The sequence below is a fragment of the Microbacterium zouquanmingi genome (genome assembly GCF_052266675.1).
Classification (GTDB): domain Bacteria; phylum Actinomycetota; class Actinomycetes; order Actinomycetales; family Microbacteriaceae; genus Microbacterium.
The window spans coordinates 90391-114975 of the sequence record NZ_JBQPRA010000002.1 but is presented as its reverse complement, the minus strand read 5'-3'; the positions used below and the strand labels follow the sequence as shown (position 1 = coordinate 114975).

Here is a 24585-nt window from a genome sequence, read left to right as displayed (position 1 = left end):
CTCCCTAGGATGGGGCCATGGCCGACAAGCCGCAGTGGTTGATTCGTGAGGACGCCGGTGTTCCGGTGCTCATCGCGCTGGCCCTGCGACAAATGCTCGGTATCCGCGAACCCGACGACCTGCCGTCGCTGCGCGACCTGCAGGTTCGCGCACCGGATGCCGTCGAAGCAACGCCGGAACTCGAGAAGCAGTGGCGCGAGTACTGGAACATGACCATCGAACCGCGCGCCCACACATCCGAGGTTCCGCTCGAACTCGTGGAAGGATTCGACACTCTCGTCGCGCTGCCCGCCACGGGAGCAGAAGCGCTTCGCGCGGCGATCGAGCCGCTCAAGGCCGCCGCGCTGCAGTATGCGAAGGACGCGCGCAACCGCTATTTCCAGACGATGAAGACCGCATCGGGCGGAAACGCCTATCGGGCGTACGCCAGCGCAATCGCCGAGTTCGAGCGGGAAATCGGCCGGCGAGCCCACTCCTTCGAACTCAACGTGCAGGTGCTGCCGTTCTCACAGCGCGGAGTCTGGTGGATCGGCGCACTCACTGTCGCGGTCACCGACGGACTCCGACGTGACGTCGTGGCCTTCGATGCGGCTATTCGCCCGGTGATCGGCGAACTGGCGTAGCACTCAGTCGGAGGCGACGATCGTCTCACGGTCGACGCGCACGACGCGGTCGTGACGGCGAGCGATCCGCTCGAGCAGGATCGCGACGAGACCGCCGAGTGCGAGTCCGATCGGGACCGTCCACAGCAGGGTGAACCCGAAGACCTGGTTCGGCGTGTAGATGACATCGAGCGTCTCGGACGGCTCGTAGCTGCCCACCATCGTCAAGATGCCGGCGGCGATGATGCCGAGCACCACGCCGATCGCCATGAAGACGCCGTAGCGAGGCACTCGCCGCACGGTGGCTTCGACGGTCTCGCTGGAATCGGTGGAAGACATGCATCCATTGTCCCACTGTCTGCGCGAGAGATCACCCTATGGGCGCAGCGGCAGCAGCCCGTTCAGGTCAGCGCGTGTGCCGGAGGCATGCACGCGGCCTTGTGCGACAGCATCCGCCCATGGTTCTGCTCCGGTCGCGAGCGCGACCCAGGTCGCGGCATCCATCTCGATCACATTCGGAGGAGTGCCGCGCGTGTGGCGGGGGCCCTGCACGACCTGTACTGCCCCGAAGGGCGGCACCCGCACTTCGACACTGTTCCCCGGCGCCTTCTCGTCGAGCAGCTGCAGCAGATACCGGACCGCGGTGGCCGACGACGTGCGCGCCGGCTTCTCCCCTGTAGCCATCGCTGTGCGCACAGCATCCAGAGCCGCGCGCCCTTCAGCGGTGTCGATCTTGCGAGCCATCCCCTCAGCCTATGGCGGGGTTAGGCTCGAATGGTGACCGACAGCCAGCGACCGGAAGGCGCGCGTGCCCAGCTTCTCGCCGCTGCGCACGGCAACGGCTGGGACCGCCGTGTGCTTCCGCCGCTGCCCGAGGGTGCCAAGGCCCGCGCCTCGGCCGTGCTGATCCTGTTCGGCGTACTTGACAGCATCCCCGCCCGCACAACGGATGCCGCCGTTGCGAGAGACCTCGACGTCCTGCTGCAGCGGCGGGCGTCCACGCTGTCATCTCACCCGGGGCAGGTGTCTTTCCCGGGAGGCGGGCGCGACCCGGAGGACCGTGACTTCATCGACACCGCTCTGCGTGAGGCCGAAGAGGAGACGGGGCTGGATCCGGCCGGGGTCGAGGTGCTCGCCGCTCTGCCCGAACTGCCGCTGGCCGCCAGCAACCACAACGTCACACCGGTGCTCGGCTGGTGGACGAAGCCCTCGAAGGTCGCCGCTGTCGACCATGCCGAGACGGTCGAGGTGTTCCGGGTTCCGGTCGCACAGCTGCTCGATCCTGCGACGCGCTACACGTCGACGATCGCTCGCGGGTCGGACGTGTTCAAGGGTCCGGCGTTCGACATCGACGGCACGATCGTGTGGGGATTCACCGCGATGGTGCTCGATCGACTCTTCGACAACTGCGGGTGGACCGTGCCCTGGGATACTACGGACGAACGCCCCGTCACTCTCTGAACAGCCCGCCTTGCTCTGAGACGACGAGAGCCGCCAGCGCGGACGCCGGCGGCTCAGGTCAGTGCGAGTCAGCGCTGGTCGAAACGCTGTCCCTGCGGGTTCGACGGCAGGATCGTGAAGACCAGCACGACGAGCGAGCCGATGTAGGTGAACGACAGGAACCAGAAGGGCCCTGCGAAGTTCGCATCGTGCAGGCGGCGCCAGCTGATCGCGAGCGTCGGGACGATGATGCCGAGGCCGAAGATCGCCAAAGCGACGCCCACGACAGCGGTGATGGCAACGGCCCAGCCGGCATCTCCCGTTTCATACGACTGCGCGGCACTGATTCCGGCGCTCACAGCGATCAGCACGATGGCGACGAGCGCGACCAGAGAGATGAACAGCTGCACCCACCAGTACTCGCTGCGCGATGCGCGTCCGGTGAAGGTCGCGTAGCTCTTGAAGAAGCGGGTGATGGCCTGACCGAAGGTTGCGCCGTACAGGGGCAGCGTCAGGTCATCGGGGCTGCTCGCACCGCGCGGCACGGCCGGGTACACCGGGAGCGCCGCTGCACCGTAGGCGGGTGCCGGGTATCCGGGCTGCGCCGGATAGCCGGGCTGAGCGTAACCGGGCTGCGCGGGTGCGGCGTAGCCGGGCTGGGCTGGCGGGGCGTAACCCGGCTGCGCCGGAGGGGCGGGATAATTCTGTGGAGCAGCGGGAGCACCCGGATACGGTGCCGGCGGCTGCGGCGGTGCGGGCTGCTGCGGGGTCTGCCACGTGGGTTCCTGCGGCTGCTGGTCAGTCATGATGCTCCCTCCGATGAAGCATCCGACTGACGCTCCCCTCGGCTGGTGAGCTTAGCAAGGGGCGAACACCACATCCGTGGTCTATTGCCGCGCGGGCCTCGATAGTCTGGTGAGGTGAAGATCCTCGTCCTCGGTTCCGGTGCCCGTGAGCACGCGATCATCCTCGCGCTGAAGTCCGAAAGCGCAGGGCACGAGCTTTTCGTCTCGCCCGGTAACGCCGGCATCGCCGCAGATGCGAACCTCGTCACCCTCGATCAGCTCGATGGCGGTGCCGTTGCTTCCTTCGCGAACGAGCACTCGATCGACCTCGTCGTCATCGGTCCGGAAGCCCCCCTCGTCGCCGGTGTCGCAGACACGCTCCGCGAGCGCGGCATCCCGGTGTTCGGGCCCGGCAAGGCCGCCGCGCAGCTCGAGGGCTCGAAGGCTTTCGCGAAGCGCATCATGGATGCCGCAGGAGTGCCCACCGGACGCGCGGTCCGCGCAGCATCCATCACCGACGTCGAGCAGGCCTTCGATGATCTCGGCGCTCCCTACGTCGTCAAGGCCGATGGTCTCGCGGCCGGCAAGGGCGTCATCGTCACTTCCGATCGCGCCGAGGCCCTCGCGCACGCCGAGCACTACCTGCCGGCAGGCCCCGTGCTCGTCGAGGAGTTTCTCGCCGGCCCCGAGGTCTCGCTCTTCTTCCTCTCTGACGGCGACACTGTGCGGGCGCTCAGCCCCGCTCAAGACTTCAAGCGCGCCTTCGACGGCGACGCGGGCCCGAACACGGGCGGCATGGGTGCGTACTCTCCCCTCCCCTGGCTCGACGAACAGTTCGGCAGCGAAGCGGCCTTCGTCGATCTCGTCACCGAACAGGTCGCACTTCCCGTGATCCGCCAGATGGATGCCGAGGGCACCCCGTTCATCGGTCTTCTCTATGCCGGTCTCATCCTGACCACGGCCGGCGTAAAGGTCATCGAGTTCAACGCGCGCTTCGGCGACCCGGAAACCCAGGTCGTGCTGCCGCGCCTGCGTACTCCGCTGTCGCAGCTGCTGCTGGCTGCGGCATCCGGCACCCTTGAAGACCAGCCCGCTCCCGTCTTCTCGGACGACGTTGCGATCACAGTCGTGCTCGCAAGCGAGGGGTACCCCGAAGCTCCGCAGACCGGCCGCCAGATCTCGGGTCTTGCGGATGCCGCAGGCATCGAGGGCGTCGGGATCGTGCATGCTGCCACGGCAGGGCCGGATGCTCCCGGCGGCGACCTCGTCGCCACGGGAGGCCGCGTGCTCAACGTCGTCGCGGTCGGTTCGAACTTCACTGACGCCAGGACGCGCGCGTACGACGCCATCGGGCGTATCGGCCTCGACGGCTCGCACTACCGCCGTGACATCGCCGCCAGCGTCAGCGAGTGACTCGGCCCGCTGAGGCTGCGCCTGGTTCGCGCGGCTGATTCCTGGTTCGCGCGGCTCTTCGCTGTTCGCGCTGCTACTACTTCTGCAGCGCGAGCAGGTTTGAGTAGCGCGTAGCCGCGCTCCACCTGTCGCGGACTCCGGCGATGAGGCGCTCGCCGACCCGTGCCATCGCCCCGCCGATCACGATCACCGACGGATTGAGCAGACTGACCGATGCCGTGAGCACCTCGCCGAGATCGCGCCCGGCCTGACGCACCGCCTGCGGTGCTCTTCTCAGATTCGCCTGTTCGCGCTGCTGTTTCCTGTTCGGGCTGCAGTTGTTTCTGCAGCGCGAACAGTTTTCAGCAGCGCGAAGGAGTGGGCTGTAGCTGCAGCTACAGCGCGATCCAGTAGCGGCGTACGCTCGGGTGACCCTGCTCGGCGGCATCGATCACGTCTTCGAGCTCGCCACCCGCGCCCTCGATCGTGCGGAACGATCCGGCGTTGTCGTCGTCACAGGTCAGCATGACCTGGTCGAGGCCGAGTTCCCGCGATCGTTCCAGCGCAAGGGCGAGCCCGGTGCGGGCATACCCCTGGCGTCGACGCGTCGGGCGCACGGCATAGCCGATGTGTCCGCCGAACCGACGAAGCCAGTCGTTCAACTCATGTCGGAGCGATACGAAGCCGACGACCTCACCGGCATCGGTGATCCAGTACAGATCGTTGTGCACCCGCCCATCGGGCGCGGGGACGCTCGTGTCGGAGATGACCTCGGCCTTGGCGATCAGCGCGTCGAGCGTCTCATGATCGCCGCTGGTCGGCGCAGTCATTCCCGAACCATCGATGTGCTCGCCACCGAACTCTGCGACGGCCGCCGCCCAGGAGTCGAAGAGGGCGGTCGTGGGGCGGGTGAGTTCGATCGTCATCGCAATAGCCCATCATGACCGGTGAGATGCCCGCAAACTGATGCCTACTTGTTGCGCACACCCAGGTGCGCAGGCCGGCGCAGGAACAGCACAGCGGCAACGCCGAGAAGAATGACCGCGGCCGGCATCAGCATGGTCTGCGCCATCGCCTCGGCGAAGGGTCCTGCGACAGCATCTGGCATCTTGCCCTCGCCGAACCCGCCCGACGCATCCTCTGCGCCGGGCAGATTCGCGACGAGCCTGCTCTGCATGAACACGGCGATCGCGGCCGAGCCCAGCACAGACCCGATCGTGCGCATCGTGTTGTAGATGCCTGCACCGGCACCGGCCTGATGCATCGGAAGGTCACGGGTCGCCGTGGTCGCCAGCGGACCCCACATGCCGGCGTTTCCGAGACCGAGGATCGCAGAGGGGATCAGCAGCCAGCCGATCGGGGTATCGACGTTCATCATCGCCGCGAACATGAACAGCGAGAGCGACACGAGCAGCAGCCCGGGCACGAGCATGGCGCGCGGATCGATGCGGTCGAGCAGCTGGCCGGCGAACGGCGAGACGACGCCCGCGGCGATCGCCATCGGGATCAGCAGCAGGGCGGACTCGGTCGGGCTCAGCCCACGGGCGGTCTGCAGGAAGAACATCAACGGCAGACCCTGCGCGGTCACCGTGAACCCGACCGTGACGATCGTGATGTTCGACCAGGCGAAGTTGCGATTGCGGAACAGCTCCATCGGCACGAGCGGCTCGTTCTTGGTGCGCGCCTGGTGCCAGAGGAACAGCCCCAGTACCACGACACCGGCGATGATCAGGCCCCACACCGAGATCGGACCCCAGATGACACCCCAGTCGTAGGCTTCGGCCTCTTGCAGCCCGAACACGATGAGGAACATCGCGATGGCGCTGAGGAAGACACCAGGGATGTCGAAGCGGTGCTTGTGTGTCTCGAGCTTCGGCACGAGGATGCACGCCAGCACGAAACCGACCACGCCGACCGGCAGGTTGATGAAGAAGATCCACTCCCAGCCGAGAGCGTCGACGAGGAATCCGCCGGCGAGCGGACCGACGAGCATCGCGACACCGGATGCCCCGCCCCACAGCCCCATCGCCGCGCCTCGACGCTCGGGCGGGAAGGTGCGCGTGATGACGGCCATGGTCTGCGGCGTCAGCAGCGCGGCGCCGATGCCCTGCGCGGCGCGCGCCCAGATGAGCCCGTCGAGCGTGGTCGACAGTCCGCACCACAGCGAGGCGAGAGTGAAGATCGCAAGGCCTGTGAGGTAGATGTTCTTCGGTCCGAACCGGTCTCCGAGGCGACCGGTGACCAGGAGAGGTACGGCATAGGCCAGCAGATAGGCGCTGGTGACCCACACGACGCGGTCGAGATTGTTGGAGTTCGGGTCGAGTGCCTCTTTGATCGCCGGATTCGCGACACCGACGATGGTGGTGTCGACGAGGATCATGAAGAACCCGATCACCAGCGCCCACAGCGCCGGCCAGGGGCTGCGCTCGGGCGCCTGGTCGGATCCCGTTCGAGATGCGGTGGCGTCGCTCACCCGGCAACGGTACACCCGAGAACCGACACCGCCGTCGGGACGGGGATAATGGGCGCATGAGCATCCCCACGAGCGAAGCGAACAGCATCCCCGGCTGGCGTCATCTCTACTCCGGCAAAGTCCGTGATCTGTACGCCTCAGCGGATCCCGCCGACACTCGCATCCTCGTCGTGGCATCCGATCGGGTCAGTGCATTCGACTTCGTGCTCTCTCCCGGTATCCCGCAGAAGGGAGCTCTGCTCACACAGCTCAGCCGCTGGTGGTTCGAGCAGCTCGACTTCCCGAACCATCTCGCACAGGGTGAGATCCCCGCCGAGGTCTCCGACCGGGCGATGCTCGCACAATCGCTGGAGATGCTGCCGATCGAGTGCGTCGTGCGCGGGTACATCACCGGCAGCGGCTGGATCGAGTACCAGGAGAGCGGCACGGTCTGCGGCATCCCGCTTCCGGCAGGGCTCCGCAACGGCGACCGCCTGCCCGAGCCGATCTTCACCCCGGCCTACAAGGCGCCGATGGGCGAACACGACGAGAACATCACCTTCGAGCGCGCGGTCGAGCTGGTGGGCGTGGAACGCGCGGTAGAGCTGCGCGACGCATCGCTCGCGATCTACGCGCGCGCCGCGTCGATCGCCGAGGAGCACAGCCTCATCCTCGCCGACACCAAGTTCGAGTTCGGGACGGATGCTGAAGGCACACTGCGCTTGGCCGATGAGGTGCTCACGAGCGACTCATCGAGATATTGGGATGCCGCGGCCTGGGAATCCGGACAGACCCCGTCCGAGCGGATGGCGAGCTTCGACAAGCAGATCGTCCGCAACTGGCTGGCGGCGAACTGGGACAAGCAGGGTGAGCCGCCCGCACTCCCCGAGGAGATCGTCGAGCGCACCGCCGCACGATACCGCGAGCTCATCGAGCGCCTGACCGCGTAGGCGCCGTCCGACACTTCGGGGGCCGTCTGCACGGATGTCGGACGCGAACGGCCGAACGGTCCTATATCTGTCGTTGCGGCCCCCTTTCTGTCACGCCCGGATCGCGCCATGCACGGCGAACGCGCAGCAATCGATAATGTTGCTCCTAGCCCGAAAACTGAGGAGCACGCATGCCCGTGTGGAAGATTCATGGCGATGGTCGCAACGTCGCCCCCGACCAGGTCGTCAAGCCCGAAGAGCGCCTGAACTGGCCCGCGACCTTCGCCATCGGCGCACAGCACATCGTCGCGATGTTCGGTGCGACGTTCCTGGTTCCGATCATCACCGGCTTTCCGGTCTCGACGACGCTGCTGTTCTCGGGAATCGGCACGCTGCTCTTCCTGATCATCACGCGCAACCGCCTCCCCAGCTATCTGGGCTCATCGTTCGCCTTCCTCGCCCCGATCACGGCGATCAACGGCGGCGGTGCACTCGAGACCCCGCAGCAGATCGGCCAGGCCCTGGTCGGCGTGCTCGTGGTGGGAGTCCTGCTCGCAGGAGTCGGGTTCCTCGTGCAGGCAGTGGGCATCGCCTTCGTCGACCGCTTCATGCCGCCGGTCGTGGCGGGATCGATCGTCGCGCTGATCGGCTTCAACCTCGCCCCCGCGGCGTGGAACAACTTCACGCTGCAGCCTGAGCTCGCCTCGGTCACTCTGATCGCCGTCGTGCTGTTCAGCGTGTTCTTCCGCGGATTCCTCGGTCGCATCTCGATCTTCCTCGGCGTGATCGTCGGCTACATCGTCGCGATCTTCACCGGACAGGTCACATTCGACGGCGTCGCAGAAGCGGCCTGGATCGGACTGCCCGACTTCCACCTCGCCGCGGTCACCGACCCCGGAGCCTGGGCGTTCGCGCCGATGTTCCTCCCGGTCGTCCTCGTGCTCATCGCCGAGAACGTCGGCCACGTCCGCGGTGTCGCGACGATGACCAACGACCCGTCGATCAACAAGCACACCGGGCGCGCCCTCATCGCAGACGGTGTCGCCACGACGCTCGCCGGCGGTTTCGGCGGATCGGCGACCACCACCTACGGCGAGAACATCGGCGTCATGGCCGCGACCCGCGTCTACTCGACGGCCGCGTACTGGGTGGCAGGTTTTGCCGCAATCCTGCTGGCGTTCTCACCAAAGATCGGCGTGATCTTCAACACGATCCCCGCAGGAGTGCTCGGCGGCGTGACCACTGCGCTGTACGGCCTCATCGGCGTCATCGGCATCAAGATCTGGGTCGATAACCGCGTGGACTTCTCGCGTCCCGTCAACCAGTACACGGTGGCGGTGTCGTTCGTGATCGCCGTCGGTGGCTTCGCGATGTCATGGGGTGCGTTCCAGCTCGGCGCGATCGTCATCGGCACGGTCGCGGCCCTGCTCATCTACCACCTGGGCAACGCGATCGCCCGCTGGCGCCGCTCGGGCGCTGACGATGGTGGCCCGATCCCGGCGGTCGGCCCGCTCGGCGGCGACCCGGAGTAGGGGCCCTCAGCACCGAAGCCAGCGCCGGCCACCGGATGCCGTGGCTCAGCCGACGCAGAATCGCACCCGCGCGCCCGGCGGCAGCTGTGCCGCGAGGTCGAGGCAGGAATCGGTGAGCGCACCGATGATCGGATATCCGCCGGTGAGCGGGTGATCGGGCAGGAACAGCACCGGCTGCCCGTCACCGGGCACCTGTATCGCACCGCTCACCGCACCCTCACTCGGCAGCTCTCCCTCGACGGCGCGCGCGAGCGGCACCTCACCCTGCAGACGGACCCCGACCCGGTCAGCCCGTGACGTGACAAGCCATTCCTGCGTCGTCAGTGTGTGAAGAGCGGATGCTGTGAACCACTCATCACGCGGACCCAGAGTGATGCTGAGCTCGACGAGATCGCCCGGCGCCGGCAGCTCGCGCGTCACCACGGTGGGATCGACGGCCCGCCTTGGCGCCGCCCCCACACCGACGACATCGCCGGCTGCGAGCGGCGGGGGGCCGAGCCCGGAAAGGGTGTCGCTCGAGCGGCTGCCCAGAACGGATGCCGCCCGCACCCCGCCGCGGATTCCGATGACGCAGCGCAGACCCTGCGTCGGATACCCCAGCTCGAGCTCATCCCCGTCGTCTGTGGCGAAGGGGCTGCCGTGCACGATGTCACGCACCTCACCCGCGTGATTCGTCACTGTCAGATCGCCCACGGCTCCCGTCACCACGCCGACGCCCGCGCCGTGAAAACGCAGTGCTGCTCCCCCGACGCTCTCCAGCACCGCGGCGTCTCGATCGTTGCCGACCGCGCGGTTCGCATCGCGCATGGCCGTGCGATCCGCCACGCCGGATGCCGAGACCCCGAGGCTCGCGCGTCCAGGACGGCCGGCATCCTGGACCAGCAGCTGCATGGATGTGCGGATGACCTCCACACTGGTGCGAGGCGAAGGCTTCTCGCCCCTGACGCTCACGGCAGGAGCGGCGGGAGCGGCGGGAACCGGGAGCACGGGTCGCTCAGAACGTTCGAACCTCACCACAACCCCCGGCACGAGCGGAGCAGGCGGCTCACGATCGAGGTCCCACATCACGGCATCCGTGCGTCCGATGAGCTGCCAACCGCCAGGGCTCTCTCGCGGATACACGCCCGTGAAGGCCCCTGCGAGCGCCACCGCTCCTGCCGGTACGCGCGTGCGCGGCGACGACCTTCGCGGCACATCGAACAGCGGATCATCGCCGACGATGTACCCGAACCCCGGCGCGAACCCGGAGAACGCCACCCGCCAGTCCGCAGCGAGATGTCGGCTCACCAGCTCGTCCGTCGATACGCCCAGAAGCGAAGCGGTCTCGGCGAGATCGTCCCCGTCGTACTGCACGGGGATCGTCACCTCGCCCGCGGGCGGCATGTGCTCGTCCTGCGGCTCGGCCGCTGAGAGGAGTTCTGCCAGCGCGGCCGCCGACGTTCGTAGCGGATCGAAGTACACGAGCACGGTCCGCGCGCCGGGAACCCGCTCGATGATGCCAGGCAGCCCACGCCAGGCGAGGTTCAATCGCATCGCCTCGTCGAGGTCGGCTGCTTCGACGAGGAGGGCGCGATCGGATGCGGTGAGAATGCGCATCGATCACCCGCCGGCGAAGGCTGCGATCGTGATGCCGTTCTGCTGCAGCATCCGCTTCGTCTCTGCAGCCATGGCGACCGACCCCGGGCTGTCGCCATGCACGCAGATCGACTGCGCGTCGACGCGCACGTCGGTGCCGTCGATCGCGCGGATCACTCCTTCGTCCGCCAACCGCGCCATGCGCTGTGCCACCACCGCAGGGTCGTGCAGCACGGCGCCCTCGTGCGCGCGCGGGACGAGCTGCCCGTCCGGGCGATAGGCGCGGTCAGCGAATGCTTCGGATGCCACGGCAAGCCCCGCCCTCGACGCGATGCCGAGGACAACGCCGCCTGAGATCCCCAGCAGGACGAGATTCGGGTCGATCGCGCGGATCGCGGCGACGACGTCGGCCGCCTGTCGCGGATCGTGAGCGATGGTGTTGTACAGCGCACCGTGCGGCTTGACGTATTGCACCCTGCCGCCGACTGCAGACGCGAGCCCCATCAGCGCGCCGAGCTGATACTCGACATCGGCCTGCAGGGTTTCCGAGTCCACATCCATCTCGGTGCGACCGAAGTTCTCGTAGTCGCGATACCCGGGGTGAGCGCCGATCACGACGCTGTGTCGGACGGCGGTCGCGAGCGTCTCGCGGATGCCCGCAGAGCTCCCGGCGTGAAAGCCGCACGACACGTTCGCGCTGCTGACGATCTCGAGCATCGCGGCGTCGTCGCTGATGATACGACTCGGAACGTTCTCACCGAGATCCGAGTTCAGGTCGATCATGGGCATGATCCAGACGATACTCGGAATACTTTCGCGCCTGTCGCCGTTTCACCTGTCATGACGAAAACACTTGCCGAGGCAACAACAATGGGCGCTGTCACCCTGTTCGTCGCCGACTTCGACGCGATGACGGCCTTCTACCGTGACATCATCACTCTTCAGGTGCTGGGCGCCGAGGGCGACACCGTCACGCTCGGGCGCGCCGGTGTGCCGATCGTGATCCTGCAGCACTCGCCGGGCCTGAAGCATGCTGCCCGCGGGTCGGCCGGCCTCTTCCACACCGCGATCGTCTTCGAGTCACAGGCGGCACTGGCATCCGCCCTTCTCTCTGTCGCCCAGCGCGCGCCGCAGACCTTCACCGGCAGCGCCGACCACCTCGTAAGCCAGGCGTTCTACCTCACCGATCCCGAGGGCAACGGAATCGAGCTGTACTGGGACCGCGACCGCTCGGAGTGGTCGTGGACGCACGGGCAGGTCGAGATGGCCACGCTGTACCTCGACCCGAACACCTTCCTCCAGGAGCACCTCGGCGAGGAGCCCGCCGACATGGCGCCCGCTCGAGTCGGCCACGTACACCTCTCGGTCGGCGACGTCGCCACCGCACGCGACTTCTACGTGCAGCGACTGGGATTCGACTCGACCCTCTCCATGGGAGAGCAGGCCCTGTTCGTCAGCGCCGGCGGCTACCACCACCACATGGCGATGAACGTGTGGAACTCACGGGGCGCGGGGCCCCGGATGCCGGCGCTCGGCCTCGGTCAGGTCGACCTCGCCCTGCCGGATGCCGACAGCCTCGGAGAACTCGGCGAACGACTGAAGCACTTCGGTACCCAGGTCGCCGACGACGGACGCACGCTGACGTTCAGTGACCCGTGGAACAACACCCTCAAGGCGCAGTTGGTCGCGTGACTGCGCACCTGCCCTCTTACGCCGAGGCGCGCACCACCAGCTCGGTCGGCAGAATCGTTACGGGTGGTGGCTCTTCGCCGCGCAGCCTCGACAGCAGTACGGCCGCCATCTTCTCGCCCATGGCGTACATCGGCTGCCGCACGGTCGTCAGCGGCGGGTCTGCGCTCAGAGCGACGGGCGAGTCGTCGAAGCCCACCACGGCCACATCTTCCGGAACCCGCAGGCCCGCCCCGCGCAGGGCAGCGATGGCTCCCCGCGCCATGAGGTCGCTGGCGACGAAGATCGCATCCGGCTGACCGTCTGCGAGGATCAGACGAGCAGCCTGCGCGCCGCTGCCTTCGCTGTAGTCGCCCGCGACCTCAGCGAAGGGAGCGAGCCCGGCATCCGCGAGCGCCGCACGAAAACCCTCACTTCGATCGACGGAGGCGAGCATCGTCGCCGGACCCGCGATCGTCGCGATCCGCGTGCGGCCGAGGTCGATCAGATACTGGGTCGCGATGCGTCCTGCGGCGATGTTGTCGACGTCCACGACGTACTCGCTCGCCCGCTGACGCTGCGGCCGACCACCCCAGACCACCGGCAGCGCATCCGACATGCGCTCCACGAACGCGTCACTCGTGTGGTGCGAGACGATCAGTGCGCCGTCGACGCCGCCGTTGCGCACGAAGCTCGTCATCTTGTCGCCGGGGTCGTCGCTGGCGATGAGCAGGTTCAGCACATAGTCCGAACCGCCCAGCGTCGCAGTGATCCCCGCGACGATGGACGCGAAGAACGGGTCTCCGAAGAAGCGCGTGGTGTCTTCAGGGACAATCAGCGCAATCGCGTTCGTCTGCCGCGAGGCCAGCGAACGGGCAGCCCGATTGGGCACGTAGCTGAGCTCGGCGATCGCCGACTGCACGGCCTGGAGCGCCGTAGGGCTCACCGACGTCGACCCGTTCACGACACGGGATACCGTCGACCGGGACACCCCAGCGGCGGTCGCCACCTCTTCAATCGTCGCGCGCGAGACCACGGCTCTCCCTTCTGCCGCTTCTCCGACAGTCAGAGCGAGCGTGCGGCGATAATCCGAGCGTACTCGCGACCGCTGTCTTTCACCGTGCGCTTCTGAGTGTCGTAGTCCACGCGCACGATCCCGAAGCGCTTGTCATAACCCCAGGCCCACTCGTAGTTGTCCATGAGTGACCAGTAGAAGAACCCTCGCACGTCGACGCCGGCCTCGGCGGCATCCAGCACTGCCGACAGGTGCGCGCGCACGTACGCGACACGATCGGCATCGTGGACCTGACCGTCTTCGGCGACGACGTCGTTGAAGGCCGCACCGTTCTCGGTGACGTAGAGCGTCACGTCGCGCTCGGCGGTGTACTCGTCCGAGAGACGGTGTAGCAGGCGAGTGAGACCCTCCGGCTGGATCTCCCAGTTCTGCGCCGTGCGCTCAAGCCCCCGCTCAACGGCATGGATGCCGGCATCAGAGGGGTACGGGCTGCGTCCCTTGCGCTCGGTGGCCGGGCCGCCGGGCAGAGGCGGGTTCTCCTGCGCGGTGCCCGAGAGAAAATCACCGTGGTAGTAGTTGACGCCCTGCGTATCGATCGGCTGAGAGATCGTCTCGAGGTCACCGTCGTGGATCGCTGCCTCGAACTGCGCGACGGCAGCCGAATCGACCGCACGGAAATCCTCGACGATGTCCGCGGGATACTCTCCGCGATAGATCGGGTCGAGGAACCAGCGGTTGAACTGTCCGTCGACTCGGCGCGCAGCATCCACGTCACCGGCGTTGTTCGGGTCGGCGGGGTCGGCGACCGTGTGGTTCAGGGTGATGCCCAGATTGAGCGATGCGTCGCGCGAGCGCAGCTCGCGGACCGTCTCACCGTGCGCGAGCAGCTGGTGGTGCGCTGCCAGCAGGCCCTCACTGATGCTGGTGTGACCGGGGGCGTGCTCGCCACCCGTATAAGAGAGGAACGACGAGCACCACGGCTCGTTCAGCGTCGTCCACACCTTCACGCGGTCGCCGAGCGTATCGTGCATGGTTCCGGCATAGTCGAGGAAGCGCGAGACGACGTCGCGGTTCGTCCAGCCGCCGTTCTCCTGCAGAGCCTGGGGCATGTCCCAGTGGTACAGCGTCAGCCACGGCATGATGTCCGCGCCGAGCAGCTCGTCGACGAGGCGCTTGTAGAAATCGACGCCCTTCTCGTTGACGGCGCCACCGTCGGGACGCACTCGTGCCCACGACGTCGAGAAACGGTAGGTCTGAAGCCCCAGCTCCTTCATCATCGCGACGTCGCTCTCGTAGCGGTGGTAGTGATCGCACGCCACGTCGCCGTTGTCGCCGCCGATGACCGTTCCCGGCACACGGGAGAACTCATCCCAGATTGAGGCGGTGCGCCCATCTTCGAACGCCGCACCCTCGATCTGGTAGGCGGCAGTCGCCGCACCGAAGAGGAAGTTCTCGGGGAAATGCCTGGTCATAGATGTCATCCTTTCACCGCGCCCGCCATGATGCCGCTGACCAGCTGCTTGCCTGCGACCACGAAGAGGATCAGCAGGGGCAGGGTTGCGAGCACCGCACCGGTGAGCACGATTGAGTAGTCGATGTAGTAGCCGGACTGCAGCTGGCTGAGCGCCGTCTGCAGGGTCGGGTTCTGGGGAGAGAGCACGATGAGCGGCCAGAGGTAATCGGTCCACGCCGTCATGAAGGTGAACAGGCCGAGGATCGCCATGGCGGGGCGTGCGGCGGGGATTCCGACCGTGAGGAAGGTGCGGAACTGGTTCGCGCCGTCCATGCGCGCGGCCTCGATGAGCTCGTCAGGGATGACATCGACGAGGTACTGGCGCATGAAGAACACCCCGAAGGCGGTGACCAGCGTCGGCACGATCACGGCGCCGATCGATCCGGTCCAGCCCATCTCGCGCATCACCATGAACAAGGGGATGATACCGAGCTGAGTGGGGATGGCCATCGTGGCGACGACGAAGATCATCAGTCCCTCGCGTCCGCGGAAGCGCAGCTTCGCGAAGGCGTATCCGGCGAGAGTGGAGAAGGTCACGACCGAGAGCGTGATCACCGTGGAGATGATCACCGAGTTGCCCAGGGCCAGCCAGAACGGGATCGCGTCGAAGACCTTGGCGGCGTTCGCGAAGAAGTTACCGCCGGGGATCAGCGGCAGCGTCTCGCCGCGGGTGGAGTTGGTGCCGCTGGCGACGACCACCGACCACCACAGCGGGTACACGCTGCCGATGATGAAGGCTGCCAGCAGCCCGTAGGTGAGGAAGCCGGGACGGCTTCCGACACCTGCGACACCACCGCTGCTCCTGCGGCGACGGATCTTCTCCGGCACGCTGAGGGCCTGCGTCGCGCTCATCGCTGTGCTCCTGTCTTGGCCTGGCTCTTTCGGGCGCGGCGTCTGGCCGCGCGGTTCTTCGGTGCGTCACCGGTGGAGATCCCGCGCGTGAGCAGGAAGTTGATCACGCCGATCGCCACGATGAGCACGAACAACAGGATCGCAACGGCGGATGCTTCGCCGAGATTGCGGCGGAAGAATGCCATCTCCCACAGGAACAGCACCGTGGTCTGGAACTGCCGGTCGCTGCCGCCGATGCCGCCGGCGGTGGACACGTCGAACAATCGAGGCTCGGCGAAGACCTGCAGACCACCGATCGTCGCGGTGATGATCACGAAGATGAGGGTCGGGCGGATGGTGGGAATGGTGATCGAGAAGAAGCGGCGGATGGGGCCGGCGCCGTCGATCGCGGCGGACTCGTAGAGATCGCGCGGCACGGCCTGCATCGCGGCGAGCAGGATGAGCGCGTTGTATCCGGTCCAGCGGAAGTTGACCATCGTGGCGATCGCGATGTGCGAGAGGAAGGTGTTGTGCTTCCACTCCTGGTCGACGATGCCGATGAGGTTCAGAAGATTGTTGGCGAGGCCGTCGGCCTCGTTGAAGATGCTCGAGAAGATGATCGCCACGGCGACAGGGGTGACGACGAAGGGGATGAGGATGCTCATCCGCCAGAACGTGGGGGCGCGAAGGCCGCGGTCGAGCAGGTAGGCCACGATCAGTGCGACCGCGAGCTGCGGGATGGCCGAGAGCAGGAAGATGCTCAGCGTGTTGAGGATCGAGTTCCAGAACATCGCATCGCCGAGCACCTCGATGAAGTTCCCTGCCCCGACGAAGTCGCCCTGGCCCTTGAGCAGGTCCCAGTCGAAGACTGCGACATACACCGTGTACAGCAGCGGGAACAGCCCGACGAGGCCGAACAGCAGGAAGAACGGCGAGATGTAGAAGTAGGGCGAGGCGTTCTGGTCGAACCGGGATACTCGATGACGCCAAGAACGTCGTTTACCGGCAACCACCGGATCGGCGGTGGCGACCACACGATCCTTGGGTGGGGCAGTGAGAGTCATGATTGTGTCCTTGACGTCGAAGATGTGATTCGTCTCGGCCCCGGTCGCCGGGCGAGCCGGGGCCGAGACGAGATCACGAACAGTGGATTCTTCGGTATCAGCCGACGAGTTCGTTCAGCAGCGAGATGGCCTCATCCCACGACTGCTGAGTGTTCAGCTCGCCACGGTCGAGCTTGCTGAGCGCCGGTCCGAAGACGTTCTCCTGGATGATCGAGTCATCCGCGCCCTTGAACTGCGCGACGACGCCCTTGGCACGCTCGGCCAGGATCGCACCGGTGGGTGCGTCGTTGAAGAACGCGTTCGGGGTGGCATCCGCCGCGAGGGTCTCCTGCGCCTTGATGGTCGAGGGGAAGTTGCCGGCGGCAACCGACTGCTTCACCTGCTGCTCGGGCTGCGTCAGCCAGTCAGCCAGCTCAGCGGCTGCTTCCTTGTGCTTCGAGGTCTCCGGGATCGTGAGCCATGCTCCACCCCAGTTGACAGCTCCGCCGGGGAAGACGTCTGCGAAGTCCCAGCCGGTCGATGCGTCGCCGCCGCCTGCCTCGACCTGACCCTGAACGACACCCAGCATCCAGCCGGGGCAGACGAAGGTTGCGAACGTGCCGTCGACGAACGACTTTCCGCCGTTCCAGTCCCATGCAGCCTGAGCAGCCGACTGGCCGCCCTCGGTTGCAGCGCCCAGGAGTTCGAAGCGCTCCTTGAGCTCCTTGTTGCCCTCGACATTCAGCTCACCGTCAGCGGTGTAGTAGCCCTCGTCGAGCTGGTTGACCATCGAGTTCCAGACGAAGCCGGAGTGGTCGTACCAGGCCTTGCCGGTCTTGTCGGTGTACTCCTGGCCGACCTTGAAGAAGTTCGCCCAGTCGCCGTCGAGCAGCGTGGCAACCGACTCGCGGTCGCTCGGGAGGCCGGCAGCCTCGAAGGCCGCGCCATTGTAGCAGATGCCCGAAGGGCCGATGTCGGTGCCGTAGCCGATCACGCGGCCGTCGGCGTCGGTGCCCTGAGCGTACTTCCAGTCGACCCAGTCGCCCTTGCGGTCCTCGATACCGTAGTCGCTCAGGTCGACGAAGGTGTCGGAGACGTCCATGATGGCTCCGAGCCAGCCCTCTTCGACGGCGACGATGTCGCTGAGGCCAGAGCCTGCGGCGATCTTGGTGAAAGCGTCGGTACGAGCGTTTCCACCCGTGTCGATGTTCGTCGCCTCGATGGTGACGTTCGGGTGCAGGTCCTCGTACTCCTTGTACAGGTCGTCGTAGCCGAAGGTGCCGAAGGTCGTCACGGTCAGCGTGACGTCTGCATCGGCATCTCCCTCAGCGCCGGAGTCGCTGGCGCCTGAGGCGCAACCGGCCAGGGCGAGAGCTGCTACCGACGCAATGGACGCTGCTGTCAGCACGCGTCGACGGATGGATGTGTTCACGATTCACTCCTTTGTGCGGGTGGGGTTTCACTGCTTGACTCTGTGATGTGGGAGCGCTCCCACGATCGTTGAGTAACGATATGGGAGCGCTCCCAAGCTTGTCAAGTGCCACCACAGGAGAGGCCGGTACCCTTGATCAGTGCCCTCCCGAGAACTTTCTCCTGCCCTCGCCCACGCCGAGTCGCTGATCCGCAGCATCCCGGACTACCCGGAGCCGGGGATCCTCTTCCGCGACATCACGCCACTGCTCGCCGACCGCGATGCGCTCCGCGCGACCACAGAGGCACTGATCGAGCCCTTCGCGGGATCCTTCGACTACGTGGCCGGAATCGAAGCACGCGGGTTCCTGATCGCCGGAACCGCGGCGATCGCAGCAGGAGTCGGCCTCATCCCGATCCGCAAGGCCGGCAAGCTTCCTCGCCCCGCGGCATCCGTCGACTACTCACTCGAATACGGCACCGCGACGATCGAGATGCACGACGACCTGCCCCAGGGCTCACGCGTCCTGCTCATCGACGACGTCCTCGCCACTGGCGGCACGCTCGCCGCCGGCCGTCAGCTCATCGAACGATTGGGATCGCACGTCGCAGGCATCTCTGTGCTGTTCGAGATCGACGGACTGGGCGGCCGCCAGGCCGTCGGCGATCTGCACACCGTCTTCCACTCCTGACGCGCACTCGCACGCACACTAGACTGGGCGTGCCCGCCTTCCCGCGACTTCCGGAGCCGTTCATGCCCACCATCGTCGTCGACGTCATGCCCAAGTCCGAACTGCTCGACCCGCAGGGGAAGGCCGTCTCCGGCGCATTCTCACGCCAGGGTGTGACGAGCTTCAGCGATGTGCGCATCGGCAAACGCTTCGAGCTCACTGTCGACGGCGAGGTCACCGACGCCGTGCTGGCAGAGGCGAAGAAGATCGCCGAAGACGTGCTGTCGAACTCCGTGATCGAGGATGTCGTCGGCATCGAGGTGGTCGAGTGAGCGTCCGCATCGGCGTCATCACCTGGCCTGGGTCACTCGACGACCGCGACGCGCAGCGCGCTGTCCGCCTTGCCGGCGCCGAGCCCGTCGCCCTCTGGCACGGATCGCACGACCTCGAAGGCGTCGACGCGCTCGTCCTTCCTGGTGGCTTCAGCTACGGCGACTATCTGAGAAGCGGCGCGATCGCCGCGCTGTCGCCGATCATGTCCGAGGTGAAGGATGCCGCGGCATCCGGAATGCCGGTGCTCGGAATCTGCAACGGTTTCCAGATGCTCGTCGAGGCGCACCTGCTGCCAGGCGGGCTCATCCGCAACGATCACCAGCACTTCGTTCGCCGCGACCAGAAGCTCACGGTCGAGAACTCCGACACCGCCTGGACCAACACGTTCCGCCGGGGCCAGGAGATCGTCATCCCGCTCAAGAACGGCGAAGGCGGCTACATCGCCTCCGATGACACTCTCGATCGTCTGGAGGGCGAGGGCCTGGTGACCTTCCGCTACGCAGGCGTCAACCCGAACGGATCACTGCGCGACATCGCCGGTGTGACGAACGAGGCCGGAAACGTCGTGGGCCTCATGCCGCACCCCGAGCACGCGACAGAGGCGGGCTTCGGCCCAGACACCGACGCCGCCATGCGGTCGGGTATCGACGGCCTTGGCTTCTTCGCGAGCGCCGTCGCTGCGATCGCTCGCGTCGCCGCGTAGCGATGACCGGCGCGGAGACTGATGGGACGTGCGGTCCGTCCTGCACGTGCGGAGCACCGGCCCGCGATCAGTTTCTGACGATTCAGCCAGGGCCGGATGCGGGCAGTTCGGATGCTACGCCAGCAGCATCCGCCCACGCGATCGAGCAGTCCGTGATCCCGGCGGGAACCTTCCTGATGGGCGATTCCTCCGGCGACCGGAATGCGGGAGATGGCGAGGCCCCTCTTCACGAGGTGATGCTCCCCGAGTTCTCGATCGATGCGACGTCCGTGACGAACGACGCGTTCGCGGCGTTCGTCAACGCGACCGGATACCGCACCGAGGCCGAGCAGTTCGGGTTCTCTGCGGTGTTCCACCTCGCGCTCGCGGCCCCGAAGAATGACAATCTCGGCCAGCCCCCGCGGACGCCGTGGTGGTTCGGCGTGCGAGGCGCCGACTGGGCGCACCCCGGCGGACGAGATTCAGATCTGGACGGCCTCGACGATCACCCCGTCGTCCATGTGAGTTGGAACGACGCCCAGGCGTACTGCGACTGGGCGGGGCGTCGCCTTCCCACCGAAGCGGAATGGGAGTGCGCCGCCAGGGGCGGGCTGCATGCGGCGAAGTACCCGTGGGGCGACGCCGAGGTCGATGAGGACGGGTGGCGCGCGAATATCTGGCAGGGAACGTTCCCTCGCGAGAACACGCTCGCTGATGGCTTCTTGACGACGGCTCCCGTGCACAGCTTCGCCCCGAACGGATACGGCCTGTGGCAGCCCGTCGGAAATGTATGGGAGTGGTGCTCCGATTGGTTCGACCCGAACTATTACGAGTACTCACCTGCCCAGAGCCCGACCGGACCCGAAACAGGCACCTCGCGCGTGCTGCGCGGGGGGAGCTACCTCTGCCACATCTCGTACTGCAATCGCTACCGGAATGCGGCGCGCTCGCAGAACACCCCTGACTCGTCAATGGGTAACGCCGGCTTCCGCACCGTCGCTAGGCTCGAGGCGTGAGTCTCTTCGTCACCGTTCCCACCGCTCGACTGGCCGAGAACCTCGGCGCGCTGCCCGAGGGAGTGGAGCTGGACGTCTGGGACCTTCAGTCTCCACACCCGCGCGAGAAGATCGACCTGGTGGTTGCGCCCTACTTGAGCGACAGCACGGTGCTCGGTGCACTCCAAGGGCTCGACATCGGCCTCGTGCAGGGCCAGTCGATCGGGTACGACGGGGTCGCCGACCAGCTCCCCGAAGGTCTCCGCTACGCGAATGCCGCGAGCGTGCACGAGGCCTCCACGGCCGAGATCGCCCTCGCGCTGACGCTTGCCGCACAGCGCCAGCTCCCTCGGTTCGTCCTCGCTCAGCAGGACAGCCAGTGGTCGCCGGTGTTCGCCGAGAGTCTCGCTGATCGCAGGGTGCTGCTGGTCGGCTTCGGCGGAGTGGGCGAAGCGATCGCCCTGCGTCTGGAGCCCTTCGAGATCGACCTCACCGTCGTCGCGCGCACCGCCCGCCCGGTCTGGCATGAGCGGCTCGGACGCGTGCAGGTGCATGCGATCGACGAGCTCCCTGCTCTGCTGCCGGATGCCGAGATCGTCATCCTCGCGCTCCCCGGGGGCGACGCCACGCACCACCTCTTCGACGACGAGCTGCTGGGCCGGATGGCCGACGGCGCACTGCTGGTCAACGTCGGTCGCGGAACCCTGATCGACAGCGACGCGCTCGTGCGCCAGCAGGGACGCATCCGCGCGGCACTCGATGTCGTCGACCCCGAGCCCCTGCCCACCGAGCATGACTTGTGGAAGACGCCGGGAGTGCTTCTCTCACCGCACATCGGCGGAGCGTCCACCGCGATGAACCCGCGGATCTCACGTCTGATCCGTAAGCAGATCGACCGGATGCTGCGCGGTGAAAACCCAGTGAACGTCGTCATCGACGACTAGCCTTCGAACCGTTTCGATCCGCGCCCTAGCGGGTCTGTAAGCGTTTGCACTATGCTGTTGCCATGACAGAGCTTGAGCAGTTCGCAGCGCCCGGTTCCGAGTGGTGGCGAAGCGCCGTTATCTACCAGATCTACCCGCGTTCCTTCGCTGACGCCTCTGGTGATGGAATCGGCGATCTGCCCGGCGTGACCAGCAGACTCGATTCTCTCCAGGATCTCGGCATCGATGCGATCTGGCTGAGCCCGTTCATGACGAGCCCCCAGAAGGACGCTGGTTACGACGTCGCCGACTACCGCGATGTCGACCCGCTGTTCGGCACGCTCGCCGATTTCGACACGATGCTCGCCGCGGCCCACGCCCGCGGCATCCGGGTGATTGTCGACCTCGTTCCGAACCACTCCAGCGATCAGCACGTGTGGTTCCAGCAGGCACTGAAGGCGGCCCCTGGCAGCCCCGAGCGCGCTCGTTACATCTTCCGTGACGGCAAGGGCGAGAACGGCGAGATTCCCCCGAACAACTGGGAGAGCGTCTTCGGCGGCGGTCAGTGGACTCGCATCACCGAGCCCGACGGGACCCCCGGCCAGTGGTACCTGCACATCTTCGACCCCTCGCAGCCCGACTTCGACTGGACCAATGAAGAGGTTCGCGAGGAGTTCCGCGGCGTCCTGCGCTTCTGGCTCGACCGCGGCGTCGACGGATTCCGCGTGGATGTCGCCCACGGCATGATCAAGGCCGACGGCCTCCCCGACTACACGCCCCCGTCCGAGTCTGACTCGATGGGCGGCGGCGAGGACGACGTGCCCTACTGGGGCCAGGAGGGTGTCCACGACATCTACCGCGACTGGCACAAGGTTCTCGCGGAGTACGACGGCGATCGCGCACTGTGCGGTGAGGCCTGGCTGCCCACGCTGAAGAAGACGGCGCTCTGGGTTCGTCCCGATGAGATGCACCAGACCTTCAACTTCCCGTACATGATGACCGACTGGGACGCGCAGAAGGTTCGCGGCGTCATCCGCGACTCCCTCGACGAGTTCGGCAAGGTCGGCGCTCCCAGCACCTGGGTGCTGTCGAATCACGACGTGATCCGGCACGCTTCTCGTCTGGCCCTCACCGCCGACAGCCCTCAGGGCGACGGAATCGGACCGAAGTCCGCTGGCAAGCCCGACGAGGCGACCGGTCTCGCACGCGCTCGCGCGGCGACCACCATCATGCTCGCTCTGCCCGGTTCCTCGTACCTGTACCAGGGCGAAGAGCTCGGACTTCCTGAGGCGATGGAGATCCCCGACGAGTTCCGTCAGGACCCGACGTGGTTCCGCACGAGCGGCGAGCGCTACGGCCGCGATGGCTGCCGCGTGCCGATCCCGTGGGAAGCGGAGGCGGCGGCGTACGGCTTCAACACGACCGGAGACTCCTGGCTGCCGCAGCCCGAGGAGTGGTCGCGTTTCGCTCGCGATGTCGAGGAGGCAGACCCCACCTCCACCCTGCACATGTACAAGACGCTGCTGGGCATGCGCCGCGAGTTCGAGCTCGGCAACGGCTCGCTGGTGTGGGAGGACCTCGGCGAGAGCGCCATCGCCTTCCGTCGCGGAGACGTGCATGTGGTCGCGAACCTCGGCGCGGAGCCGTTGGAGCTCGGCGACGACGTGACCTTCATCACGCAGAGCCAGCGGTTCGAGGGCACTGCCGTGCCGACTGATCACGCAGCCTGGTACACGAAGAACTGAGACACCGTGGTCAGCATCGATGAGGTCGCGCGAAAGGCCGGGCTGTCAACAGCCACGGTCTCGCGCGCCCTCAGCGGTCGCGGCTACGTCTCTGCCTCGTCTCGCGAGAAGGTTCACCTGGCCGCGCAGGAGCTCGGCTACGTCGTCTCTTCGCGGGCTTCGAGCCTGGCGTCAGGGCGCACGAGGAACATCGGCGTCGTGGTGCCGTTCCTCGACCGATGGTTCTTCAGTACGGTGCTCTCTGGAGTGTCGAGTGCGCTGATGCGCCACGGTTACGACATCACGCTCTACAACATCACGGCCGATCAGGACGTTCGAAAGGACGTGTTCGAGACGGCTCTGCGACGACAGCGTGTGGATGCTGTGATCGCTGTCTCCATCGAGCTCGACGAGCACGAGACAGCACGACTGCTCGCGCTCGGCCTGCCGGTGATCGCCATCGGTGGCCCGAACCCCCGGCTCGACACGCTCACCGCCGATGATGGTGCGCTCGCGCAGCTCGCCACAGAGCATCTGCTGACCCTCGGCCACACCGAGATCGCGCACATCGGCGCAAGCTCCGAGTTCGATCTGGACTTCCACATCCCGACCAATCGCCGGCTCGGTTTCGAGACGGCGCTGGCTGGCGCGGGGATCACTCCGAATCCGGCGTTCCTGGCGTCTTCGGACTTCACGGTCGAAGGCGGCTATCGGGCAGCGAAACAACTCCTCGGTCGTCCAGATCCGCGCCCGACGGCTGTCTTCGCGGCATCCGATGAGATGGCGATCGGCGCCGTCATGGCGGCGCGTGATCTCGGTTACCGGGTGCCGGAGGACATCTCCGTGATCGGCATCGACGGCCACGAACTCGGCGAGTTCTTCCAGCTCACGACCGTCGATCAGTTCCCGCTCGCACAGGGCGAGCGCGCGGCCGAGGCTGTGCTCGCGAAGCTCGAGGCGACGGACGAGCCTGCCGCGCACGCGGCGCTGCCGTTCGAGTTGATCGTGCGCGGCACGACCGCGCGACGCGAAGTCCGCCCCGCCACGCTCTCCTGATCCCGCCCTCCGCG

At 66.6% G+C, this 24585-nt stretch carries 25 protein-coding genes and 1 pseudogene; 13 read left to right on the top strand and 13 right to left on the bottom strand.

The window, feature by feature from the left end; translation table 11 throughout:
• Window positions 1-17: 17 nt before the first annotated feature.
• A complete protein-coding gene (locus tag ACTU6V_RS04625) occupies window positions 18-623 on the top strand; it encodes a zinc-binding alcohol dehydrogenase (protein ID WP_443475070.1) in 606 nt (201 codons plus the stop codon).
• A 3-nt stretch (window positions 624-626) separates the two neighbouring features.
• Here ACTU6V_RS04625 and ACTU6V_RS04620 read toward each other — a convergent pair whose 3' ends face one another.
• On the bottom strand, window positions 627-941 hold the full coding sequence (locus tag ACTU6V_RS04620) for a potassium transporter Trk (protein ID WP_443467788.1): 315 nt from the start codon (window positions 939-941) through the stop codon (window positions 627-629).
• Window positions 942-977: 36 nt separating this feature from the next.
• A complete protein-coding gene (locus tag ACTU6V_RS04615) occupies window positions 978-1346 on the bottom strand; it encodes a sterol carrier family protein (protein ID WP_443467789.1) in 369 nt (122 codons plus the stop codon).
• Between the two features lie 30 nt (window positions 1347-1376).
• On the opposite strand from ACTU6V_RS04615, the gene ACTU6V_RS04610 reads away from it, so the two are divergent.
• Window positions 1377-2063, top strand: a complete 687-nt coding sequence (locus ACTU6V_RS04610; protein ID WP_443467790.1) for an NUDIX hydrolase — start codon at window positions 1377-1379, stop codon at window positions 2061-2063.
• Between the two features lie 68 nt (window positions 2064-2131).
• On the opposite strand, the gene ACTU6V_RS04605 is transcribed toward ACTU6V_RS04610, so the two are convergent.
• Complete coding sequence (locus ACTU6V_RS04605) at window positions 2132-2848, bottom strand: DUF805 domain-containing protein (RefSeq protein WP_443475069.1); 717 nt, start codon at window positions 2846-2848, stop codon at window positions 2132-2134.
• A gap of 114 nt (window positions 2849-2962) precedes the next feature.
• On the opposite strand from ACTU6V_RS04605, the gene purD reads away from it, so the two are divergent.
• Window positions 2963-4240 carry a phosphoribosylamine--glycine ligase gene (purD, locus tag ACTU6V_RS04600; protein ID WP_443467792.1) on the top strand — a complete coding sequence of 426 codons (1278 nt, stop codon included), beginning with the start codon at window positions 2963-2965 and terminating at the stop codon, window positions 4238-4240.
• A gap of 127 nt (window positions 4241-4367) precedes the next feature.
• On the opposite strand, the pseudogene ACTU6V_RS04595 reads toward purD, so the two are convergent.
• The 3 genes and pseudogenes from ACTU6V_RS04595 to ACTU6V_RS04585 all read right to left on the bottom strand — a co-directional run.
• Window positions 4368-4667: pseudogene (locus tag ACTU6V_RS04595) on the bottom strand (hypothetical protein); the annotation flags it as partial.
• Window positions 4615-5145, bottom strand: a complete 531-nt coding sequence (locus tag ACTU6V_RS04590) for a GNAT family N-acetyltransferase (protein WP_443475068.1) — start codon at window positions 5143-5145, stop codon at window positions 4615-4617. The gene ACTU6V_RS04590 and the pseudogene ACTU6V_RS04595, both read right to left, overlap by 53 nt.
• Window positions 5146-5189: 44 nt before the next feature.
• Complete coding sequence (locus tag ACTU6V_RS04585; protein WP_443475067.1) at window positions 5190-6692, bottom strand: DHA2 family efflux MFS transporter permease subunit; 1503 nt, start codon at window positions 6690-6692, stop codon at window positions 5190-5192.
• A gap of 56 nt (window positions 6693-6748) precedes the next feature.
• On the opposite strand from ACTU6V_RS04585, the gene ACTU6V_RS04580 reads away from it, so the two are divergent.
• Both ACTU6V_RS04580 and ACTU6V_RS04575 read left to right on the top strand, forming a co-directional pair.
• A complete protein-coding gene (locus tag ACTU6V_RS04580; protein ID WP_443467795.1) occupies window positions 6749-7621 on the top strand; it encodes a phosphoribosylaminoimidazolesuccinocarboxamide synthase in 873 nt (290 codons plus the stop codon).
• Between the two features lie 170 nt (window positions 7622-7791).
• Window positions 7792-9132, top strand: a complete 1341-nt coding sequence (locus ACTU6V_RS04575) for a uracil-xanthine permease family protein (protein WP_443467796.1) — start codon at window positions 7792-7794, stop codon at window positions 9130-9132.
• Window positions 9133-9177: 45 nt separating this feature from the next.
• On the opposite strand, the gene ACTU6V_RS04570 is transcribed toward ACTU6V_RS04575, so the two are convergent.
• Window positions 9178-10728 carry a 5-oxoprolinase subunit B/C family protein gene (locus ACTU6V_RS04570; RefSeq protein WP_443475066.1) on the bottom strand — a complete coding sequence of 517 codons (1551 nt, stop codon included), beginning with the start codon at window positions 10726-10728 and terminating at the stop codon, window positions 9178-9180.
• 3 nt (window positions 10729-10731) lie between these two features.
• Window positions 10732-11496 (bottom strand): LamB/YcsF family protein, encoded by a 765-nt coding sequence (locus ACTU6V_RS04565; RefSeq protein WP_443475065.1) that lies wholly within the window; start codon window positions 11494-11496, stop codon window positions 10732-10734.
• Between the two features lie 81 nt (window positions 11497-11577).
• On the opposite strand from ACTU6V_RS04565, the gene ACTU6V_RS04560 reads away from it, so the two are divergent.
• Window positions 11578-12399 (top strand): VOC family protein, encoded by an 822-nt coding sequence (locus tag ACTU6V_RS04560; protein WP_443475064.1) that lies wholly within the window; start codon window positions 11578-11580, stop codon window positions 12397-12399.
• A gap of 16 nt (window positions 12400-12415) precedes the next feature.
• Here ACTU6V_RS04560 and ACTU6V_RS04555 read toward each other — a convergent pair whose 3' ends face one another.
• From ACTU6V_RS04555 to ACTU6V_RS04535, 5 genes are all read right to left on the bottom strand, one after another.
• Window positions 12416-13411 carry a LacI family DNA-binding transcriptional regulator gene (locus tag ACTU6V_RS04555; RefSeq protein ID WP_443475063.1) on the bottom strand — a complete coding sequence of 332 codons (996 nt, stop codon included), beginning with the start codon at window positions 13409-13411 and terminating at the stop codon, window positions 12416-12418.
• A 29-nt stretch (window positions 13412-13440) separates the two neighbouring features.
• Complete coding sequence (locus ACTU6V_RS04550) at window positions 13441-14862, bottom strand: GH1 family beta-glucosidase (RefSeq protein ID WP_443467801.1); 1422 nt, start codon at window positions 14860-14862, stop codon at window positions 13441-13443.
• A 5-nt stretch (window positions 14863-14867) separates the two neighbouring features.
• Window positions 14868-15755, bottom strand: a complete 888-nt coding sequence (locus ACTU6V_RS04545; protein WP_443475062.1) for a carbohydrate ABC transporter permease — start codon at window positions 15753-15755, stop codon at window positions 14868-14870.
• Window positions 15752-16798 (bottom strand): carbohydrate ABC transporter permease, encoded by a 1047-nt coding sequence (locus ACTU6V_RS04540; protein WP_443475061.1) that lies wholly within the window; start codon window positions 16796-16798, stop codon window positions 15752-15754. The genes ACTU6V_RS04545 and ACTU6V_RS04540 overlap by 4 nt, the downstream gene beginning before the upstream one ends.
• A 97-nt stretch (window positions 16799-16895) precedes the next feature.
• Window positions 16896-18209, bottom strand: coding sequence for an ABC transporter substrate-binding protein (locus tag ACTU6V_RS04535; protein ID WP_443475060.1), 1314 nt, complete (start codon window positions 18207-18209; stop codon window positions 16896-16898).
• Between the two features lie 139 nt (window positions 18210-18348).
• Here ACTU6V_RS04535 and ACTU6V_RS04530 point away from each other — a divergent pair, with 139 nt between their 5' ends.
• The 7 genes from ACTU6V_RS04530 (at window position 18349) to ACTU6V_RS04500 (ending at window position 24571) form a co-directional block, all read left to right on the top strand.
• Window positions 18349-18879 (top strand): adenine phosphoribosyltransferase, encoded by a 531-nt coding sequence (locus ACTU6V_RS04530; RefSeq protein ID WP_443467805.1) that lies wholly within the window; start codon window positions 18349-18351, stop codon window positions 18877-18879.
• A gap of 62 nt (window positions 18880-18941) precedes the next feature.
• On the top strand, window positions 18942-19190 hold the full coding sequence (gene purS / locus ACTU6V_RS04525; RefSeq protein ID WP_417510436.1) for a phosphoribosylformylglycinamidine synthase subunit PurS: 249 nt from the start codon (window positions 18942-18944) through the stop codon (window positions 19188-19190).
• Window positions 19187-19894 (top strand): phosphoribosylformylglycinamidine synthase subunit PurQ, encoded by a 708-nt coding sequence (gene purQ, locus ACTU6V_RS04520; RefSeq protein ID WP_443475059.1) that lies wholly within the window; start codon window positions 19187-19189, stop codon window positions 19892-19894. The genes purS and purQ overlap by 4 nt, the downstream gene beginning before the upstream one ends.
• A 2-nt stretch (window positions 19895-19896) precedes the next feature.
• Entirely contained in the window at window positions 19897-20889 is a 993-nt protein-coding gene (locus ACTU6V_RS04515; protein ID WP_443475058.1) for a formylglycine-generating enzyme family protein, read from the top strand.
• Window positions 20886-21812, top strand: coding sequence for a 2-hydroxyacid dehydrogenase (locus ACTU6V_RS04510; protein WP_443467808.1), 927 nt, complete (start codon window positions 20886-20888; stop codon window positions 21810-21812). Before ACTU6V_RS04515 ends, ACTU6V_RS04510 begins: the two co-directional genes overlap by 4 nt.
• 62 nt (window positions 21813-21874) lie before the next feature.
• Window positions 21875-23536 carry a glycoside hydrolase family 13 protein gene (locus ACTU6V_RS04505; RefSeq protein ID WP_443467809.1) on the top strand — a complete coding sequence of 554 codons (1662 nt, stop codon included), beginning with the start codon at window positions 21875-21877 and terminating at the stop codon, window positions 23534-23536.
• A gap of 6 nt (window positions 23537-23542) precedes the next feature.
• The gene (locus tag ACTU6V_RS04500) at window positions 23543-24571 is read left to right on the top strand and encodes a LacI family DNA-binding transcriptional regulator (protein ID WP_443467810.1); all 1029 of its coding nucleotides are present in this window, start codon (window positions 23543-23545) and stop codon (window positions 24569-24571) included.
• Window positions 24572-24585 lie beyond the last annotated feature (14 nt).